Raw genomic sequence first — 18,015 nt, forward strand, 5'->3', positions numbered from 1 at the left:
GACACGGCCATGGTTCGCCCGTTACACCGGGAAGGCGCGTGTCGTTGGGAGCATGGCGCACGTGACCCAGAAGACCGCTCGCCGTACCACGTCGGCCGCCCTGCTCACCAGGCTGCGCGACCGCTCGCCCGGGCTCGCCTCCGGCCTCCTCGGCGGCGCCCTCGCGGCCGGGCTGGGGCTCGCTGTGCTCGCCGCGCTCGTGATCCTGCTGTGGATCAGTTCGCCCTATCCCGACAGCGGGCCCGGCGGTGCCCTGCGCCTCGCGGCGGCGCTGTGGCTGCTGGCCCACGGCGTCGAACTGGTCCGCGCCGACACGCTCTCCGGCGTCCCCGCACCCGTGGGCGTCCCGCCGCTGCTGCTGCTCGCGCTGCCGGTGTGGCTGCTGCACCGGGCGGCCCGCGACGCGGCGGAGGGCGGCGCGGGCGGTGAGGCCCCGCTCGTTCCCGGCCGTACGGCGTGGACGGGGGTCCTTCTCGGCTACCTCGCCGTCGGCGTCCCCGCCGCGCTCTCCTGCGCGGGCGGCGTGCTGCGGCCGGCGTGGCAGTGGACCGCGGTGTGCGTGCCGCTGGTCGCCGGACTGGCCGCCGGGGCGGGGGTGTGGACGGCGTACGGCCGCCCGAGCGGACCGCTGGAGCGGGTGCTGGGGGCGGTGCTGCCCAGGGGAGTGCGCCATCTGCTCCTCGGACCGGACGGCCGTCCCGGAGCGGCGGCGCGGGCGGCGGCGGCCGGGGCGACGGTGCTGTCCGGCGGCGGGGCGCTGCTCCTCGCGGTGTCGCTGGGACGGCACGGCGGGGAGGCCCGGCAGGCGTTCCTGCGGCTGACGGAGGGCTGGTCGGGATGGCTGGCGGTGCTGCTGCTCTGCGTCACCCTGGCGCCGAACGCCGCGGTGTGGGCGGCGGCGTACGCCCTCGGCCCCGGCTTCCTCCTCGGGACCGGCGCCCCGGTGACCCCGTTGTTCTCCCCGCCCGCCCCGCCGCTGCCGCCGTTCCCGCTGCTCGCGGCGGTACCGGACGCGGGAGCGGGGACCGCGCCGAACTGGGCGGCGGCGGCGCTGCCGGTGGCGGCCGGACTGGTGACGGGGTGGTTCGTGGGACGGGGCGCCGCGAGGAGCGGCCCTGCGCCCGCACCGGCCTGGACCCGTGGCCGGACCGCCGGGGCGGCGGGACTGGCGGCCGTGCTGTGCGCGGCCCTGCTGTCCGTGCTCGCCGCGCTCGCGGGCGGGCCGCTGGGGGTGGCCGCGCTCTCCCGGTTCGGCCCGGTGTGGTGGCAGGTGGGAGCCGCGACCCTGGCGTGGCTCACGCTGGTGGCGGTCCCCACGTCACTGGCGGTACGCGCCTGGCGCCGCCGCCCGCCCGGAGGCGGGCCGGGGGACCGGCTCCCGGGACCCGCGTCACCACGCAACCGCCGCGGACCGGGGAACCGGCTCCCGGGACCCGGCGCGCCCCGGAGCCGCCGTGCTTACGAGGAGGCGAGGCCCGCGCCGTCCGCACGCCGCCGGCCGGCCCCGCCGCTTCCGCGCGACGACCCCTGCCCGTCCCGCCGCACCCGGGGTTTCGCCCCCTCCTCCCGGGACTCCGCGTCCGGCCGGTGGGACTGGGACATGCCGTTCGGTGTGCGGGACGCGATCGCCGGCCCCGACGGGGAGCCCCCCGCCCCCGGCGCCCGGGAGTGAGCGCGGACGTCAGTCGGTCGTGCCCAGGAGGTCGCGCAGCTGCTCCGGGAGGAGATCGCCGCAGGACTGGCGGGCCTCCTGGGTGAGGGCGTCGTCGGTGCAGGTGTAGTAGTCGCTGTAGACCAGCTGGGCCGTGAAGGACGCGGCGACCAGGGCGAGCGCCAGCGATCCCGTGACCACTCCGCTCACCGCGGCCGCGGTCTGCGGGCGGCCCTTCGGCTCGGACGCCGGGGCGTCCGGGTCCTGCGCACGGGGCTTGGCGCGCAGGGCGCTGACGCCCCAGTACAGGGCCAGCGCGCCCAGCAGCAGCGCGACGTAAGGCCAGCCGAAGAGACCGAAGAAGAAGGCCCACATGCCGCACAGCAGGGCGTACCGCGCACGGCGCTGGGCCGGGTCCGTGGGGTCCCAGCGCACACCGGGCCCCTGGGGGCCGCCGCCCTGTCCCTCGGGGCGGCGCGGGCGCTCGCCGAAACCGCCGGAGGAGCGGCCGGGCTGCCGGTCGCTCCAGTTCCGGCCCCAGGAGGAGCGGCCGCCGCCCTCCCCGCCGGACGGATGCCTCGGCTGCCAGGGCCGGTCGGGAGTCCCCTCCGGCGGTGGCGCGAACGGATTGTCGTCCTGCGGCTCCGGGGCGCCCTGCGCGTCCTCGGGGCCGCGGGCCCCGCGGCGCCCGTCGTCGCCCTCGCCCCGGAGGGCGTCGGGCGGCGAGGCGGGGCGCTCCCGCAGCAGCACGGCGCCCCGGTCCCCTCCCCGGGCGGACTGCTGGGGGAACGTGAGAAGTCGCAGGCTGCGGTCCGGCATCAAGTGAGCGTCTTCCCCTTAATGAAGCACGGCGTGGTCCGGCGCGACCGCCTCGCACGACGTATCGACTACGACTGAGCTGGTGAGCCGGTGCGTTCCCGTCGGCTCTTCGCGGCCCGGGTCCGTCATCCTGTGAACGCCCGGTGCACGGTTCGCGTTCCCACGCGCCCGGCGTTCCAGGACCGGCTCCTCCCAGACGCTACCTTCCGGCCACGCCCCCGTCCCGTGGGGGCCGCCCGGTGTGCCGGTATCGTTGCTGACGGTCGGCCGCTTCGTAGGCTTCCCCGTATCCGGGGACGCGAAGCATTCGTAGGAATGTACAAAGCGCTGTGCCGCCGACCGTGCAGACGCTCCCCGAGAAAGGGCCCCACCGTGGCCGCCAAGCCCGTGGCCGAGCGCGCCAGGCGTCTCGTCGTGCTGGTCTCCGGATCCGGCACCAACCTCCAGGCGCTCCTCGACGAGATCGCCGCCACCGGCGCCGAGGCGTACGGGGCTGAGATCGTGGCCGTCGGCGCCGACCGCGAGGGCGTCGAAGGGCTGGCCCGCGCCGAGCGCGCCGGGCTGCCGACCTTCGTGTGCAAGGTCAAGGACCACGCGACCCGCGAGGAGTGGGACGCGGCGCTCGCCGAGGCCGTCGCCGCCCACGAGCCCGACCTCGTGGTGTCCGCCGGGTTCATGAAGATCGTGGGGAAGGAGTTCCTCGCGCGCTTCGGCGGGCGGTTCGTCAACACCCACCCCGCCCTGCTGCCCAGTTTCCCCGGGGCCCACGGCGTACGGGACGCGCTCGCGTACGGCGCCAAGGTCACCGGCTGCACCGTCCACTTCGTCGACGACGGCGTCGACACCGGGCCGATCATCGCGCAGGGCGTGGTGGAGGTCCGGGACGAGGACGACGAGGGCGCTCTGCACGAGCGCATCAAGGAAGTCGAGCGAAGGCTGCTCGTCGAGGTCGTGGGGCTCCTCGCCCGCAACGGCTATCGCATTGAGGGACGAAAGGTAGTTATCCAGTGACCGCCGAGAGCAACAAGCGGGCCATCCGACGGGCGCTCGTCTCCGTCTACGACAAGACCGGCCTCGAGGACCTCGCGCGCGGCCTGCACGAGGCCGGCGTGGAGCTCGTCTCCACCGGGTCCACCGCCGCGAGGATCGCCGCCGCGGGCGTGCCCGTCACCAAGGTCGAGGAGCTCACCGGCTTCCCCGAGTGCCTGGACGGCCGCGTCAAGACCCTGCACCCGAAGGTCCACGTCGGCATCCTCGCCGACCTGCGCCTGGAGGACCACCAGCGGCAGCTCGCCGAGCTGGGCGTGGAGCCGTTCGACCTCGTCGTCGTCAACCTCTACCCGTTCCGCGAGACCGTCGCCTCGGGCGCCACGCCCGACGAGTGCGTGGAGCAGATCGACATCGGCGGCCCGTCCATGGTGCGCGCCGCCGCCAAGAACCACCCGTCGGTCGCCGTCGTCACCAGCCCGGCGCGGTACGCGGACGTCCTCGCCGCGGTCCGGTCCGGCGGCTTCGAGCTCACCACCCGCAAGCGGCTCGCCGCGGAGGCCTTCCGGCACACGGCCGAGTACGACATCGCCGTCTCCACCTGGTTCGCCTCCGTCTACGCGCCCGCCGGGGACGCGCAGTTCCCCGAGTTCCTCGCCACCAGCCTGGAGCGCGCCCGCACCCTGCGCTACGGCGAGAACCCGCACCAGCCCGCCGCCCTCTACACCGCGGGCACGGGCGGCCTGGCCGAGGCCGAGCAGCTGCACGGCAAGGAGATGTCGTACAACAACTACACGGACACGGACGCCGCGCGCCGTGCCGCGTACGACCACGACGAGCCGTGCGTGGCCATCATCAAGCACGCCAACCCCTGCGGGATCGCGATCGGCGCGGACGTCGCCGAGGCGCACCGCAAGGCGCACGCCTGCGACCCGCTGTCGGCGTTCGGCGGTGTGATCGCGGTCAACCGCCCGGTGTCCAAGGAGATGGCCGAGCAGGTCGCCGAGATCTTCACCGAGGTCGTCGTCGCGCCCGACTACGAGGACGGCGCGCTGGAGGCCCTCGCCAAGAAGAAGAACATCCGCGTGCTGCGCGCCCCGGGCCGCCCCGACCACCCGGTCGAGGTCAAGCCGATCGACGGCGGCGCGCTCCTCCAGGTCACCGACCGCCTCCAGGCCGAGGGCGACGACCCGGCCACCTGGACGCTGGCCACCGGCGAGGCCCTCTCCGAGGCGGAGCTGGCCGAGCTGGCCTTCGCCTGGAAGGCGTGCCGCGCGGTGAAGTCCAACGCGATCCTGCTCGCCAAGGACGGCGCCTCCGTCGGCGTCGGCATGGGCCAGGTCAACCGCGTCGACTCCGCGAAGCTGGCGGTGGAGCGGGCGGGCGCCGAGCGCGCGGCCGGTTCCTACGCCGCCTCGGACGCGTTCTTCCCGTTCCCCGACGGCCTGGAGATCCTCACCGAGGCCGGCGTGAAGGCCGTGGTCCAGCCCGGCGGTTCGGTCCGCGACGAACTGGTCGTCGAGGCCGCGAAGAAGGCGGGTGTGACGATGTACTTCACGGGCACGCGCCACTTCTTCCACTGACGGTGTGTCCGCCCGTCCACGTGGACGGGCGGACACGGCCTTCTACTTGTCCACCTCGTACCGGCCTGCCTCGAGGAAGTGCCGCAGCTCCTCGGGCGTTCCGTCGATGACCTCCTCGGCTGCCGCGCGGAGCGCGTCGCTGATGTCCGGGTCGGCCAGTATGCGCGCGACGGCGACGCGGTCGTCCTCGGCCTGGGCGAGGCGGTAGCCGGTTTCGAAGAAGGCGCGGGCGGCTTCCGGGGTGCCGGCTTCGAGGGCTTTGACGACTTCGCGCTTGACGGCCTTGCCGGAGTCGGGGTCGCCGAGGACGCGGAAGAGGGCGACCTGGTCGTCCTCGAACTGCGCGAGGCGGTAGCCGGTCCTCAGGAACTCGCGCATGTCCTCCACGGTGCCGCCGAGGGCTTCGCCCGCTTCCCGCTCGACGCCCTTGCCGGAGTCGGGGTCGCCGAGGATGCGGAAGATGGCGAGGCGGAGTTCCTCCTCCGACATCTCGTCCACCGGCGTGCCGGGGCCGTCCGTGTCCGCCGCCGTCACGGCTACGGAGGACGGCGGCGCGTCCGAAGCGAAGGCCGGAGGGGTGAGGAGGAGGGCCGGCGTGAGCGCCGTGGCGGCCACCAGCAGAGCACCGCGGGTCAGTCTCATACGTGAACCTGCCTTGTGGGTAAGGGTCTTCAGGGAAGGCGGCGATCGTCGCCCCGTGCAGCCTCTCACCGTCCGCCCTGAAGATCACTGCCGGGAACAAGCAGTCCTGACGCCCCGTCATTGCCGGGTGGCGGACGCGCCGGTCCGGGACGGGGACGCCCTCCATGCCGCTTCCGCCGTTTCCGGGGCCGCTCGCCCCGGACGCGCCAGGGCCGTGCCCCCCCCGGACGGGGGGACACGGCCCTGACGGCGGTGTGCTCGGAGCGGTCGCCCTCAGTAACGCGGGCGGTTGAACCAGGCGCTGCCCGCGGCGTTGCCGACGAACACGGCGATCAGGATCGCCAGCACCGTGTGGATCAGGCCCACGAGGATGAAGGGGTAGATGCCGAGGATGGCGGTGATGATGCCGAAGATCAGCGTGGTGATGCGGACGCCGTTGCCGCCCTTGCCGAACTTGAGGGCCAGCACGAGCGCGAACACGCCCCACGCCAGCGCGAACAGGGTCAGACCCCAGAGCAGGCCGGACGAGTAGTCGGCGAGCTGCTCGAACGCGGGCTCCTCGCTCAGCGTCGGGTCGTCCTTCGCGGCCTCCACGCTCGCGGCGGTGATCGCGAACAGTGCCACGCCGATGAGCTGCAGGGCCACGATGATCCACAGCAGCACGCGTGCCGTGCTCACCGTTCCCGGCATGGACGTCGGCACCGGGGCGCCGGGGTAGGCGCCCACCGGCGGCGCCGCCGGGTAGCCGTACCCCTGCTGGGGCTGCTGGGGATAGCCGTAGCCGGGCGGCTGACCCTGCGGGGCACCATAGGGATTGTTCGGGTCGCCGAAACTCATGGCGGTTCTTCCTCCGTTGCGCTTCAGGTGCGGGGACGACGCGAGACTCGGCGCGGAGGAAGTTCTACAGATGCGGTCCGTCCCCCCGGTTCTGCCCGCGGCACTGTGCCCTCATCGTTCTTGACCTCTCCTTTCCTTGTCCAGGCGTAAGCCGTATGTGTTGTGCAAGTGCAACCTCACGATCTTGGCCGGAAACGGGTGATACGTGGTCGGAGGGTGTCATGGCCGCCCGGAATGCGGTCGGATTGGAACCAGGGCCCGGTCATCCGCGAGGATGGGGTCATGACCGCCCAGATTCTCGATGGCAAGGCCACCGCAGCCGAGATCAAGTCCGATCTGACCGCCCGCGTGGCGGCGCTGAAGGAGAAGGGCGTCACGCCCGGCCTCGGCACGATCCTCGTCGGGGAGGACCCCGGAAGCCAGAAGTACGTCGCCGGAAAGCACCGCGACTGCGCCCAGGTGGGCATCGCCTCCATCCAGCGCGAGCTGCCGGGCACGGCCACGCAGGAGGAGATCGAGGCGGTCGTCCGCGAGCTGAACGAGGACCCCTCCTGCACCGGTTACATCGTCCAGCTGCCGCTGCCCAAGGGCATCGACGAGAACCGCATCCTCGAACTGATGGACCCGGGCAAGGACGCCGACGGCCTCCACCCGATGAACCTCGGCCGTCTCGTCCTCAACGAGCCGGCTCCCCTGCCCTGCACCCCCAACGGCATCATCACCCTGTTGCGACGCCACGGCGTGGAGATCAAGGGCGCCGAGGTCGTGGTCGTCGGCCGCGGCGTGACCATCGGGCGCCCGATGCCCCTGCTGCTGACTCGGCGCAGCGAGAACGCCACGGTGACCCAGTGCCACACCGGCACCCGCGACCTGGCGGCCCACCTCCGGCGCGCGGACATCATCGTGGCCGCCGCGGGCAGCGCCCACCTGATCCGCCCCGAGGACGTCAAGCCGGGCGCGGCCGTCCTCGACGTCGGCGTCTCCCGCAACGCCGAGGGCAAGATCGTGGGCGACGTCCACCCGGGCGTGGCCGAGGTGGCCGGCTGGGTCGCCCCGAACCCCGGCGGCGTCGGCCCGATGACCCGGGCACAGCTGCTGGTCAACGTGGTCGAGGCGGCGGAGCGCAGTGTCGGCTGAGCGCGGCGCCCCGGACACCTCCGAGGAGCGGGCCGAGGACATCACGGTCCGCGACCCCGTCAGCGCACCCGACGCCGAGGGCAGGCCGCGCCGCACCACCCGGCGGTTCCCGCTGTTCACCAGGGACACCGCGCGCCCCGAGGGCGGGGGCAGGGCCGCCCCCGGCGACGCCCCCGCGCCCGCCCGCCAGTGGCCGATCCTCGCCGTGCTGCTCGCGGTCGGACTGGGGCTGCTGCTGACCGCGCTGGACCAGTTCCGGCTCGGTACGCTGCTGGTCGGCGTGGCCCTGCTGGCCGGGGCCCTGCTGCGCTGGCTGGTGCCGGACGTCGGCATGCTCGCGGTGCGCTCCCGCTTCACGGACATCGTCACGTACGCCGGGCTGGGCCTGGTGATCGCGCTGCTGGCGCTGATGGTGCAGCCGAAGCCGCTGCTGGAGATCCCGTTCCTGAAGGACACGCTGCACTTCACGGTCGACGGTTAACCGGGGGCGGAGCGCCGTGAACGGCGGCCCGTCCACACCCCCGTGAGAGGACGGGCCGCCACCGGGGACCACCTTCCTGCACCGTGAAGGGCCTGTTCAACGGCTGTCCGGCCGCTGTGGCACGGAAGTGACCATTCCGCTACGCCTCCCGGAATCCCCGTACGGCCTTGCGACGCGTCCGTATGCGACCGACCGGTGTCGATGTGTCGACGGACACGCGGTTGCGCGACGAAGTGGTGGGACAGTGGACCGGCGTGGACAAAGGAGGCGGTCCGGACGCCCCGCGCGCGGCTGCCCGGCTCCGTTCGGCCGAAGGGGCGACCGGTGGGACACTGGACCGCGAACGAGTAGGCGTGCGACGGTGCCTGCCCGCGGCTCCGACGCTCCCGTGCGCCCCCACCCCGGGAACTGAGACCCTGTCCGGCGGCATCCTCGTGGATAGTCACGACGGGGACTCGGCGAGGGGCACCATGCGCGAGGGAACAACCAGCACCAACCGGGGGGAAGAGGGGGGAAGCAATGCCTCGTTGGAAGGCCTTGCCGGATGAACTCGATCCGCAGATCAGGGAGTTCACGAGTCAGCTCAGGAGGGTCGTGGACCGCAGCGGCCTGAGCGTCGCGTCGGTCTCCGACCGCACGGGCTACAGCAAGACGTCCTGGGAGCGCTACCTGAACGGCCGGCTGCTCGCGCCCAAGGGCGCGATCGTGGCCCTGGCCGAGGTCACCGGGACCAACCCGGTGCACCTCACCACCATGTGGGAGCTCGCCGAGCGCGCCTGGAGCCGCTCGGAGATGCGTCACGACATGACGATGGAGGCGATCCGGATCTCGCAGGCGCGCGCCGCGCTCAGCGAGCTCGCCGGCCCGTCCTCCGGCTCGGGCGGCAAGTCCGCCCGCAAGGGCGCAGCCGCGGTCCGTCCGGGCGTCGCGGGGCCGGCCGGGGTCGTACCGAGCGTGCCGCCGCAGCCGACCGCCGCGGACGCGCGTGACGCCACCGGCGGCGTACGGGGGGACGGCGCGCGGGGCGGTGCGTCCGGGACGAACTCCTGGGGGGTCGCCGTGCCGGCGGACCCGCCGCGGACGGGCCGCCGCGCCCCCGGGGCCGCGGCGGGCGGGCGCACGCCGGGGCCCTCCGGCACCTACGGCGCGCCGCCCCCGGACGTGCCCGGCCAGGGCGGCTCCGGCGGCAAGCGGCGGACGTCGACGTTCATCGTCGGAGCGGTGGGAGCGCTGGTGGTGGTCGCCGCCGCGTTCTACGTCACCGGCACCGAGGACGGCAAGAACAAGGACGAGGCCCGGACGTCCCCCTCGCCCACCGCCACCGCCGGTGTCGACCTGCCCCCCGGCGTGAAGTGCAACGGCGACGGCTGCGCGGGCAAGGACGCCGAGGCCATGGGGTGCAGCGGTGACCTGGTGACCACGACCCGGACCGCGACCGTCGGCGCCACCACGGTGGAGGTCCGCTACAGCGAGGCCTGCGCCGCGGCCTGGGGGCGCATCACGCAGGGCGCCCAGGGGGACGAGGTCGAGATCGGCGCGGGCGCGGCGAAGAAGCAGAGCGACAGCATCACCGCCGCCGGCGACACGGTCGCGTACACCCCGATGGTGCCGGTGAAGGACGCGAAGGACGCGAAGGCCTGCGCGGTACTGGCCGCCACCGGTGAGAAGGGCTGCACCGAGTAGCGTCCCCGCACATGGCCCCGCGCGCCACATATATGGGTCCGTACGGACCCATATATGTGGGGGAAGCGTGGTGATGTGCATGGGGTGGCGAAAGACGGGCAGGCGAAAAGCACCCCCACGGGAATCCGGCACGGTCGGTCCCGACGGCGGCCGCCCCGTCCCCACCTCTCCCGGACGGAGCGGCCGCCCCTTATGCGCCACTCGGCTACCCGTCCACCCGGGCCGTCACTCTGTGGGGCGGGCCACAGGGAGCCCGGCCGTCCGTGTCCGCGGATGCGCGATAGCCTGACCGCTGGATCTCTCTTGACGCCAAGAGATCGATCATTCGAACCGATGATCGATCATCGTGGTGGACGCCGGTCGCGAGCCGGAGCGGGATCCCGCACCCCGGGGCAGGGACCGCCCCACCGCCAGCTGTCATACGGAGAACGCCATGACCCGCACTCCCGTGAACGTCACCGTCACCGGCGCGGCCGGCCAGATCGGTTACGCCCTGCTCTTCCGCATCGCCTCCGGCCAGCTGCTCGGCGCGGACGTGCCGGTCAAGCTGCGCCTGCTGGAGATCACCCCGGCGCTCAAGGCCGCCGAGGGCACCGCGATGGAGCTGGACGACTGCGCGTTCCCGCTCCTGCAGGGCATCGAGATCACGGACGACCCGAACGTGGCCTTCGACGGCGCCAACGTGGGCCTCCTCGTGGGCGCCCGCCCGCGCACCAAGGGCATGGAGCGCGGTGACCTCCTCGAGGCCAACGGCGGCATCTTCAAGCCGCAGGGCCAGGCCATCAACGCCCACGCCGCGGACGACATCAAGGTGCTGGTCGTCGGCAACCCGGCCAACACCAACGCCCTGATCGCCCAGGCCGCCGCCCCGGACGTCCCGGCCGAGCGGTTCACCGCCATGACCCGCCTGGACCACAACCGCGCGCTGACCCAGCTCTCGAAGAAGACCGGCGTCCCGGTCTCCGAGATCAGGAAGCTGACGATCTGGGGCAACCACTCCGCCACCCAGTACCCCGACATCTTCCACGCCACGGTCGCCGGCAAGAACGCCGCCGAGGTCGTGAACGACGAGAAGTGGCTGGCCGAGGACTTCATCCCGACCGTCGCCAAGCGCGGCGCCGCGATCATCGAGGCCCGTGGCGCCTCGTCGGCCGCCTCCGCGGCCAACGCCGCCATCGACCACGTCCACACCTGGGTCAACGGCACCGACGAGGGCGACTGGGTCTCCATGGGCATCCCGTCGGACGGCTCCTACGGCGTCCCGGAGGGCCTCATCTCCTCCTTCCCGGTCACCGTGAAGGACGGGAAGTACGAGATCGTCCAGGGCCTGGAGATCAACGAGTTCTCCCGCGCCCGCATCGACGCCTCCGTCAAGGAGCTCGAGGAGGAGCGCGAGGCGGTCCGCGGCCTCGGCCTCATCTGAGTCCCTCCCGGCTTCCGCGGGGCCCCGTGCCGGTTCGTCCGGCGCGGGGCCCCGCGGCGTGTCCCGCGACGACCACGCGGCCTTCTCCGGCCGGACACCACCTGCCGGCAGGGCTGACCGCGCCCCCGCCGGACGGGTCCGGGCCTCGCCCGTCGGCCGGCTCGGGCCGGCGCACTCCGCGGAGCGCGGCGGCGGGGCGGCGGGGAAGCGGGCGGTCAGCCACGGGCCCGCGGGGCGGGAGCGGCCGTCCCGCCCTCCTGGTTCACCACTCGGTGGAGCCCGGGGGGATCCGGCGGGCGACCATCAGCCGGTTCCAGCTGTTGATCACGGTGATCAGCGCGACGAGGTGGGCGAGCCGGGCGGCGTCGAAGTGCCGGGACGCCCGCTCGTACACCTCGTCGGGCACGAACCCCTCGGTCAGCACCGTGACCGCCTCCGTCAGCTCCAGCGCGGCCCGCTCCCGCGCGTCGAAGACGTCGTCCCCGGCCTCCTCCCAGGCGTTCAGCAGATCGAGCTGCGCCTCGCGCACCACTCCGTCCTTGCGGGCGATCGCGAGGTGCATGTCGAGGCAGAACGCGCAGTGGTTGAGCTGCGAGGCGCGGATCTGGACCAGTTCGGCCAGCCCGGGATCGCCGAGACCCTTCTTGGCGGCGGCGCTCACCGCCCGCAGCGCACTGCGGACCTCCGCGTCGAGACGGGTCGTACGGGCCGTACGGGCCGTCACGCGTGCTGCCCCGGCGTGTAGTGACCCGGCGTCATCCGGCAGGTCACACCGAACCGGTTCCACGCGTTGATCACCGTGATCGCGGCGATCAGCTGCGCCAGCTCCGGCTCCTCGAACCGCTTGGCGGCCCGCTCGTACACCTCGTCCGGCACGAAGCCGTCCGTCAGCACGGTGACCGCCTCGGTCAGCTCGATCGCCGCGAGCTCCTTCTCCGTGTAGAAGTGCCGCGACTCCTCCCACGCGCCGAGCTGTACGATCCGCTCGACGCTCTCGCCCGCCGCGAGCGCGTCCTTGGTGTGCATGTCCAGGCAGAACGCGCAGTGGTTGAGCTGCGAGGCGCGGATCTTGACCAGCTCGTACAGCCTGGCGTCGAGACCCTTCCTGGCGGCGGAGTCCAGCCGGACCATCGCCTTGTAGACCTCGGGGGCGTGCCGGGCCCACTCCAGCCGGACGGGGAGCTCGGCGGCGTACGTCGTGTTCGTTTCGGTAGTGCTCATGCCTCGACCCTAGGAGTGAGGCAGCCCAGGGGTATGGTCCACTTCCATGGCGGAACGCTGGGCCACTTTCGGCATCGACCTGCACCTCGAACCGGCCGGTCCCGGCCTGCGCCGCGGCCTGACCGACGCCCTGCGCGAGGCCGTCCGCACCGGCCGCCTCGCCCCCGGCGCCCGGCTGCCCTCCTCCCGCTCCCTCGCCGCCGACCTGGGCATCGCCCGCAACACCGTCGCCGACGCCTACGCCGACCTGGTCGCCGAGGGCTGGCTCACGGCCCGGCAGGGCTCCGGCACCCACGTCGCCGACCGCGCGGTACCCGGACCGACGACCCGCCGGCCCTCCCCGCGCCGAGCCCCCGGCCGGCTTCCCTACGACCTCGTCCCGGGCACCCCCGACCTCGCCTCCTTCCCCCGCGCCGAATGGCTCAAGGCCACCCGCCGCGCCCTCGCCGCCGCCCCGCACGACGCCCTCGGCTACGGCGACCCGCTCGGCCGTCCCGAACTGCGCACGGCCCTCGCGGACTACCTCGCCCGGGTGCGCGGCGTACGCGCAGATCCCGAACGGACCGTCGTCTGCTCCGGTTTCGCCGGCGGCCTCCGCCTCCTCTGCGAGGTCCTGCGCGCCCGCGGCGCCCGCACCCTCGCCGTGGAGTCCTACGGACTGGACGTCCACTGGGACCTGGCCACCCGCGCCGGCCTGACCACCACCCCGCTGCCCTTCGACTCCCTCGGCACCCGTGCCCAGGACCCGGGCGACGCCGACGCGGTCCTGCTCAGCCCCGCGCACCAGTTCCCGCTGGGCGGCGCCCTGCGGCCCGAGCGCCGTGCCGCCGTCGTCGACTGGGCCCGCCGCACCGGCGGGCTGATCCTGGAGGACGACTACGACGGCGAGTTCCGTTACGACCGCCAGGCCGTCGGCGCGCTCCAGAACCTCGACCCCGACCACGTGGTCTACCTCGGCACCGCCAGCAAGTCCCTCGCCCCCGGACTCCGCCTCGGCTGGGTGGTCCTGCCCCCGTCCCTGGTCCCGGACGTCGTGGCCCACGGCGGCGGTCGCTCCGTCAGCGTCCTCGAACAGCTCACCCTCGCCGAGTTCCTCACCTCCGGCGCCTACGACCGCCACGTCCGCTCCGCCCGCCTGCGCTACCGCCGCCGCCGCGACTGTCTGGTCGAGTCCCTCGCCGCCCGGGCCCCCGACGTCCGGATCACCGGCATCGCGGCCGGCCTGCACGCCGTCCTCCGGCTCCCGCCGGGCACCGAACGGTCCGTGGTCCAGGCCGCCACCTGGCAGAACCTCGCCGTTCACGGCCTCTCCCGCTTCCGCCACCCCGCCACCGACACCGTGGCGGGCGACGCCCTGGTCGTCGGCTACGCCACCCCGCCGGACCACGCCTGGGCCGGCACCCTGGACGCCCTGTGCCGGGCGCTGCCCTGACGTACCGCACCGGCATAACGTGCCAAGGGGCACAAACGGGCGACGGGGGAGCGCTGTCCGCAGGGGGCTCCTGTGTGCGGTGGCCGGCCGGTCTCTAGGCTGTCCGCCGCGAGCCGGGAGAGGTGACCCGGGAAGGACGAGGGGGAGCGAAGGACATGGCGGAGTCACGGCGGCGGCTGCGGTCCAGCACGGTGGTGCTCGGGGGGATGGGCGTCCTCGCGGCGGCGTTGACCTCGTGCGGGTCGGATCCTGACCGGCGGTGCGTGGACCGGGACAGCTACGACCACCTCAACGGCTACAAGATCGTCGCCGACAAGAACTGCACGTCCTCCGGGACCACTTCCCATTCGATCGGCAAGGGCGGCAAGACCCGCACCAACGCCGACTGGTACTACGACGCCGACGTCAGCAACGGCTACGCCGACTACGGCACCTTCAGCCGCAGCGAGGCCGTCGACCGGGGCGGCTTCGGCTGCTCGGGCTCCGGCAGCAGCGGCGGCTGAGCGGGTCATGGAACGGCGTACGACCGAGCCCCGCCCCGGCTGGCAGGAGACCGTCGAGGAGCAGGGGCTCATCTACCCGCTCACCCGTCATCCCGACGGGTCCCTGCGCCCCTACTGGGACGAGAGCGCCTACTACGTCTTCACCCTGGAGGAGATCGAGGCGCTGGAGGAGGTCGTCGAGGAACTGCACGGCATGTGCCTCGCCGCCGCCGAGCACATCGTCACCGCCGACCGCTTCGCCGACCTCGGCATCACCGACCCGCGCATCGCCCGCGCGGTCGCCGAGGCCTGGCGCCGGCGAGCGGAACTCCCCTCCGTCTACGGCCGCTTCGACCTCCGCTACGACGGGACGGGTCCCGCGAAGCTCCTGGAGTACAACGCCGACACCCCGACCTCCCTCGTGGAGGCCGCCTCTCCCCAGTGGTTCTGGATGGAGGAACGCTTCCCCGGCGCCGACCAGTGGAACTCCCTCCACGAACGCCTCGTCGACGCCTGGAGGAAACAGGCCGCCCTCCTTCCGCCGGGCAACCCCCTGTACTTCGCCCACTCCTCCGCCGACGAACTCGGCGAGGACCTCATGACCGTCGCCTACCTCAAGGAGACCGCCGAACAGGCCGGCCTCGACACCGACTGGATCTCCATGGAGGAGATCGGCTGGGACCGCCTCTCCGGCCGCTTCGTCGACAACCGGCTCCGGTTCATCCGCAGCATCTTCAAGCTGTACCCCTGGGAGTGGCTCACCACCGACCGCTTCGCCGACCACGTCCTCGACACCCTCGACAACGGCGGCGGCACCGGCGCCACCCTGTGGATCGAGCCCGCCTGGAAGATGCTGCTCAGCAACAAGGCCCTGCTGGCGATCCTCTGGGAGCTCTATCCGGGCCACCCCCATCTCCTCCCCGCCTACCTGGACGGCCCGCGGGAGCTGGCGGACACCACCGGCTGGGTCGCCAAGCCCCTGCTCGGCCGCGAGGGCGCCGGCGTGACCCTCCACCAGCCCGGCACCGGCCCCGTCCTCCGCGACGAACCCTGCTGCTACCAGCAACTCGCTCCTCTTCCCGACTTCGACGGCAACCACGTCGTCCTCGGCGCCTGGGTGGTGGAGAACGAGTCCGCGGGCCTGGGCATCCGTGAGTCGTCGGGCCTGGTGACGGACGAGTACGCCCGCTTCCTGCCGCACGTGATCCTCTGACGCGCCACCCGCGTCGGTCGTGCGGACGCCGACGCCCGCATGGTGGACGCCTTCCCGTGGCACCGCGTGCCGCCCGGTAATGTGACCGTGGGCCGTGACTGGCGCGCTGGGATGGAGCAACCATCGGGAAGCGGCCCCGGACCCTTCGGGTCCTGACACATGTGCCGTGCGCCTGGGCCGTACCGTGAACGCAGAACGCCACGTCCGGAGGTCCCCATGTCAGCCGCCGAGCAGCCGCTCACCCCCGCGTCCACCGCCTTCCGCTCCGCCCTCGACGTCATCCGCACCGTCGAGCCGCGCGTCGCCGACGCCATCGGCCAGGAGGTCGCCGACCAGCGCGAGATGCTCAAGCTGATCGCCTCCGAGAACTACGCCTCCCCGGCCACCCTCCTCGCGATGGGCAACTGGTTCAGCGACAAGTACGCCGAGGGCACCGTCGGCCGCCGCTTCTACGCCGGCTGCCGCAACGTGGACACCGTCGAGTCGCTCGCCGCAGAGCACGCCAGGGAGCTCTTCGGCGCTCGCCACGCCTACGTCCAGCCGCACTCCGGCATCGACGCCAACCTCGTCGCCTTCTGGTCCGTCCTCGCCGACCGCGTCGAGGCCCCCTTCCTGGAGAAGACCGGCGCCCGCCAGGTCAACGACCTCTCCGAGGCCGACTGGGCCGAGCTCCGCCAGGCCTTCGGCAACCAGCGCATGCTCGGCATGTCCCTGGACGCCGGCGGCCACCTCACCCACGGCTTCCGCCCGAACATCTCCGGCAAGATGTTCGACCAGCGCTCCTACGGCACCGACCCGGCCACCGGCCTGATCGACTACGAGGCCCTGCGCGTCTCCGCCCGCGAGTTCAAACCGCTGATCATCGTCGCCGGCTACTCCGCCTACCCCCGGCTGGTGAACTTCCGGATCATGCGGGAGATCGCCGACGAGGTCGGCGCCACGCTCATGGTCGACATGGCCCACTTCGCCGGCCTGGTCGCCGGCAAGGTCCTCACCGGCGACTTCGACCCGGTACCGCACGCCCAGATCGTCACCACCACCACCCACAAGTCGCTGCGCGGCCCGCGCGGCGGCATGGTGCTGTGCGACGACTCCCTCAAGGACCAGGTCGACCGCGGCTGCCCGATGGTCCTCGGCGGCCCGCTCCCGCACGTCATGGCCGCCAAGGCCGTCGCCCTCGCCGAGGCCCGGCAGCCCGCCTTCCGGGACTACGCCCAGCGCATCGTCGACAACTCCCGCGCCCTCGCCGAGGGCCTGATGCGCCGCGGTGCCACCCTGGTCACCGGCGGCACCGACAACCACCTCAACCTGATCGACGTCGCCACCTCCTACGGCCTCACCGGCCGCCAGGCCGAGGCGGCCCTCCTCGACTCGGGCATCGTCACCAACCGCAACGCCATCCCCGCCGACCCCAACGGCGCCTGGTACACCTCCGGCATCCGCATCGGCACCCCCGCGCTGACCACGCGCGGTCTCGGCACGGCGGAGATGGACGAGGTGGCGGGTCTGATCGACCGTGTCCTGACCACCACGGAGCCGGGCACCACCAAGTCCGGCGCCCCCTCCAAGGCCGCCCACGTCCTCGACGCCAAGGTCGCCGACGAGATCTCCCGTCGCGCCACCGACCTGGTCGCCGGCTTCCCGCTCTACCCGGAGATCGACCTCGGCTGAGGCAGCCCGGCCCTGCTCGACGCGCCCCGCGGCGGCCCGGTCACGCACCGGGCCGTCGCGTGCCGTCGTCAGGTGTCCAGCAGCTCCTGCCGCGGCCCCGGGTCGTCCTTCCGCCGGCGTATCAGCGGCAACCGCGTCACGTACGGGCGCAGCACCAGAGCCAGCGCCGCTCCGGCCACGACCCCCGGTATCGCCCACCACCAGTCGGTGGCGTCGCCCGCACCCGACGCGGCCGGTTTCCTCGGGGCCGCCGTCACACCCTGCTCCGTACCGGAGCCCGGTGAACCGGATCCGGCGGTGGAACCGGAGGCTTGCGTCTCCCAGGGCACCGGGTAGATGTGGGAGGCCGATCCAGTCTCTGTCACATGGCCCATCACGCCCAGCTCGTACAGCAGCTTGTGCAGGTCGGACGGGTCCTCGGCGCGGTGCCAGACGCCGTTCGGCGTCTTTGGGGGTTCCGCCGCCGTGTGTATCCACACGTCCTCCCCGATGCTTCCGAGGAAGACCCGGTCCACACGCCAGGGCGTCACGTCGTGCAGCATCCACGACACGTTGACCAATCGGACCGAGGCCAGGTCGGCCTCCGGCGGCTTGTCCCGGGCGCCCCTGTCGGAGGGACCGAGCAGCTGCTCCAGCCAGCGGTAGTCCGCGTCGGAGTAGTACAGCGAGGCGGTCTCCCCGCTCCCCGGCGAGACCACCAGCACGCTCGTCGGCCCTCCGGCGGATGCCGGCGAAGCACCCCATGCCATCAGG

The 18,015-nt window shown here is 73.2% G+C and carries 17 protein-coding genes and 1 riboswitch; of the genes, 11 read left to right on the plus strand and 6 right to left on the minus strand.

The window, feature by feature from the left end; genetic code table 11:
• The first annotated feature begins 52 nt into the window (after positions 1-52).
• Positions 53-1,672, plus strand: coding sequence for a cell division protein PerM (locus ACZ8ZB_RS20910; RefSeq protein ID WP_470739186.1), 1,620 nt, complete (start codon positions 53-55; stop codon positions 1,670-1,672).
• A gap of 9 nt (positions 1,673-1,681) precedes the next feature.
• Here the strand turns inward: ACZ8ZB_RS20910 and ACZ8ZB_RS20915 are convergent, their stop codons facing one another.
• Positions 1,682-2,470 carry a hypothetical protein gene (locus ACZ8ZB_RS20915; RefSeq protein WP_470739187.1) on the minus strand — a complete coding sequence of 263 codons (789 nt, stop codon included), beginning with the start codon at positions 2,468-2,470 and terminating at the stop codon, positions 1,682-1,684.
• Between the two features lie 372 nt (positions 2,471-2,842).
• On the opposite strand from ACZ8ZB_RS20915, the gene purN reads away from it, so the two are divergent.
• Positions 2,843-3,481: a phosphoribosylglycinamide formyltransferase gene (purN, locus tag ACZ8ZB_RS20920; RefSeq protein WP_470739188.1), complete on the plus strand. Its 639-nt coding sequence runs from the start codon at positions 2,843-2,845 to the stop codon at positions 3,479-3,481.
• Positions 3,478-5,040 (plus strand): bifunctional phosphoribosylaminoimidazolecarboxamide formyltransferase/IMP cyclohydrolase, encoded by a 1,563-nt coding sequence (gene purH, locus ACZ8ZB_RS20925; protein ID WP_470739189.1) that lies wholly within the window; start codon positions 3,478-3,480, stop codon positions 5,038-5,040. The genes purN and purH overlap by 4 nt, the downstream gene beginning before the upstream one ends.
• 42 nt (positions 5,041-5,082) lie before the next feature.
• Here the strand turns inward: purH and ACZ8ZB_RS20930 are convergent, their stop codons facing one another.
• Together ACZ8ZB_RS20930 and ACZ8ZB_RS20935 are read right to left on the minus strand one after the other, a co-directional pair.
• Complete coding sequence (locus ACZ8ZB_RS20930; RefSeq protein WP_470739190.1) at positions 5,083-5,682, minus strand: ALF repeat-containing protein; 600 nt, start codon at positions 5,680-5,682, stop codon at positions 5,083-5,085.
• A 273-nt stretch (positions 5,683-5,955) separates the two neighbouring features.
• Positions 5,956-6,519 carry a hypothetical protein gene (locus tag ACZ8ZB_RS20935; protein ID WP_470739191.1) on the minus strand — a complete coding sequence of 188 codons (564 nt, stop codon included), beginning with the start codon at positions 6,517-6,519 and terminating at the stop codon, positions 5,956-5,958.
• Positions 6,520-6,801: 282 nt separating this feature from the next.
• Here ACZ8ZB_RS20935 and ACZ8ZB_RS20940 point away from each other — a divergent pair, with 282 nt between their 5' ends.
• The 4 genes from ACZ8ZB_RS20940 to ACZ8ZB_RS20955 all read left to right on the plus strand — a co-directional run bounded on the left by ACZ8ZB_RS20940 (position 6,802) and on the right by ACZ8ZB_RS20955 (position 11,243).
• Complete coding sequence (locus tag ACZ8ZB_RS20940) at positions 6,802-7,656, plus strand: bifunctional methylenetetrahydrofolate dehydrogenase/methenyltetrahydrofolate cyclohydrolase (RefSeq protein ID WP_470739192.1); 855 nt, start codon at positions 6,802-6,804, stop codon at positions 7,654-7,656.
• The gene (locus ACZ8ZB_RS20945) at positions 7,646-8,137 is read left to right on the plus strand and encodes a DUF3017 domain-containing protein (RefSeq protein ID WP_470739193.1); all 492 of its coding nucleotides are present in this window, start codon (positions 7,646-7,648) and stop codon (positions 8,135-8,137) included. The genes ACZ8ZB_RS20940 and ACZ8ZB_RS20945 overlap by 11 nt, the downstream gene beginning before the upstream one ends.
• Before the next feature lie 537 nt (positions 8,138-8,674).
• Positions 8,675-9,820 (plus strand): helix-turn-helix domain-containing protein, encoded by a 1,146-nt coding sequence (locus ACZ8ZB_RS20950; RefSeq protein WP_470741543.1) that lies wholly within the window; start codon positions 8,675-8,677, stop codon positions 9,818-9,820.
• 433 nt (positions 9,821-10,253) lie between these two features.
• Positions 10,254-11,243, plus strand: a complete 990-nt coding sequence (locus ACZ8ZB_RS20955) for a malate dehydrogenase (RefSeq protein ID WP_470739194.1) — start codon at positions 10,254-10,256, stop codon at positions 11,241-11,243.
• Between the two features lie 262 nt (positions 11,244-11,505).
• Here the strand turns inward: ACZ8ZB_RS20955 and ACZ8ZB_RS20960 are convergent, their stop codons facing one another.
• The gene (locus ACZ8ZB_RS20960) at positions 11,506-11,967 is read right to left on the minus strand and encodes a carboxymuconolactone decarboxylase family protein (protein WP_470739195.1); all 462 of its coding nucleotides are present in this window, start codon (positions 11,965-11,967) and stop codon (positions 11,506-11,508) included.
• Positions 11,964-12,464 carry a carboxymuconolactone decarboxylase family protein gene (locus ACZ8ZB_RS20965; protein ID WP_470739196.1) on the minus strand — a complete coding sequence of 167 codons (501 nt, stop codon included), beginning with the start codon at positions 12,462-12,464 and terminating at the stop codon, positions 11,964-11,966. The genes ACZ8ZB_RS20960 and ACZ8ZB_RS20965 overlap by 4 nt, the downstream gene beginning before the upstream one ends.
• Before the next feature lie 46 nt (positions 12,465-12,510).
• On the opposite strand from ACZ8ZB_RS20965, the gene pdxR reads away from it, so the two are divergent.
• The 4 genes from pdxR (at position 12,511) to ACZ8ZB_RS20985 (ending at position 17,262) form a co-directional block, all read left to right on the plus strand.
• Complete coding sequence (pdxR, locus tag ACZ8ZB_RS20970; RefSeq protein WP_470739197.1) at positions 12,511-13,896, plus strand: MocR-like pyridoxine biosynthesis transcription factor PdxR; 1,386 nt, start codon at positions 12,511-12,513, stop codon at positions 13,894-13,896.
• A 155-nt stretch (positions 13,897-14,051) separates the two neighbouring features.
• Entirely contained in the window at positions 14,052-14,399 is a 348-nt protein-coding gene (locus ACZ8ZB_RS20975) for a hypothetical protein (RefSeq protein WP_470739198.1), read from the plus strand.
• Positions 14,400-14,406: 7 nt separating this feature from the next.
• Positions 14,407-15,591 (plus strand): glutathionylspermidine synthase family protein, encoded by a 1,185-nt coding sequence (locus tag ACZ8ZB_RS20980; protein WP_470739199.1) that lies wholly within the window; start codon positions 14,407-14,409, stop codon positions 15,589-15,591.
• A gap of 84 nt (positions 15,592-15,675) precedes the next feature.
• A riboswitch (ZMP/ZTP riboswitch) is annotated at positions 15,676-15,776 on the plus strand.
• Between the two features lie 31 nt (positions 15,777-15,807).
• Complete coding sequence (locus tag ACZ8ZB_RS20985) at positions 15,808-17,262, plus strand: glycine hydroxymethyltransferase (protein WP_470739200.1); 1,455 nt, start codon at positions 15,808-15,810, stop codon at positions 17,260-17,262.
• Between the two features lie 68 nt (positions 17,263-17,330).
• On the opposite strand, the gene ACZ8ZB_RS20990 is transcribed toward ACZ8ZB_RS20985, so the two are convergent.
• Positions 17,331-18,011 carry a hypothetical protein gene (locus tag ACZ8ZB_RS20990; protein ID WP_470739201.1) on the minus strand — a complete coding sequence of 227 codons (681 nt, stop codon included), beginning with the start codon at positions 18,009-18,011 and terminating at the stop codon, positions 17,331-17,333.
• Between the last annotated feature and the right edge of the window lie 4 nt (positions 18,012-18,015).

This window comes from Streptomyces sp. 12E (genome assembly GCF_055633275.1).

What these genes read in the sequence shown, in the direction of transcription:
- ACZ8ZB_RS20915 (WP_470739187.1), bottom strand. Translation starts at nt 2,470, where the DNA reads ATGCCGGACCGCAGCCTGCGACTTCTCACGTTCCCCCAGCAGTCCGCC.
- ACZ8ZB_RS20940 (WP_470739192.1), top strand. Translation starts at nt 6,802, where the DNA reads ATGACCGCCCAGATTCTCGATGGCAAGGCCACCGCAGCCGAGATCAAG.
- ACZ8ZB_RS20935 (WP_470739191.1), bottom strand. Translation starts at nt 6,519, where the DNA reads ATGAGTTTCGGCGACCCGAACAATCCCTATGGTGCCCCGCAGGGTCAG.
- ACZ8ZB_RS20930 (WP_470739190.1), bottom strand. Translation starts at nt 5,682, where the DNA reads ATGAGACTGACCCGCGGTGCTCTGCTGGTGGCCGCCACGGCGCTCACG.
- pdxR (WP_470739197.1), top strand. Translation starts at nt 12,511, where the DNA reads ATGGCGGAACGCTGGGCCACTTTCGGCATCGACCTGCACCTCGAACCG.
- ACZ8ZB_RS20955 (WP_470739194.1), top strand. Translation starts at nt 10,254, where the DNA reads ATGACCCGCACTCCCGTGAACGTCACCGTCACCGGCGCGGCCGGCCAG.
- ACZ8ZB_RS20910 (WP_470739186.1), top strand. Translation starts at nt 53, where the DNA reads ATGGCGCACGTGACCCAGAAGACCGCTCGCCGTACCACGTCGGCCGCC.
- ACZ8ZB_RS20965 (WP_470739196.1), bottom strand. Translation starts at nt 12,464, where the DNA reads ATGAGCACTACCGAAACGAACACGACGTACGCCGCCGAGCTCCCCGTC.
- ACZ8ZB_RS20975 (WP_470739198.1), top strand. Translation starts at nt 14,052, where the DNA reads ATGGCGGAGTCACGGCGGCGGCTGCGGTCCAGCACGGTGGTGCTCGGG.
- ACZ8ZB_RS20990 (WP_470739201.1), bottom strand. Translation starts at nt 18,011, where the DNA reads ATGGCATGGGGTGCTTCGCCGGCATCCGCCGGAGGGCCGACGAGCGTG.
- ACZ8ZB_RS20980 (WP_470739199.1), top strand. Translation starts at nt 14,407, where the DNA reads ATGGAACGGCGTACGACCGAGCCCCGCCCCGGCTGGCAGGAGACCGTC.
- ACZ8ZB_RS20985 (WP_470739200.1), top strand. Translation starts at nt 15,808, where the DNA reads ATGTCAGCCGCCGAGCAGCCGCTCACCCCCGCGTCCACCGCCTTCCGC.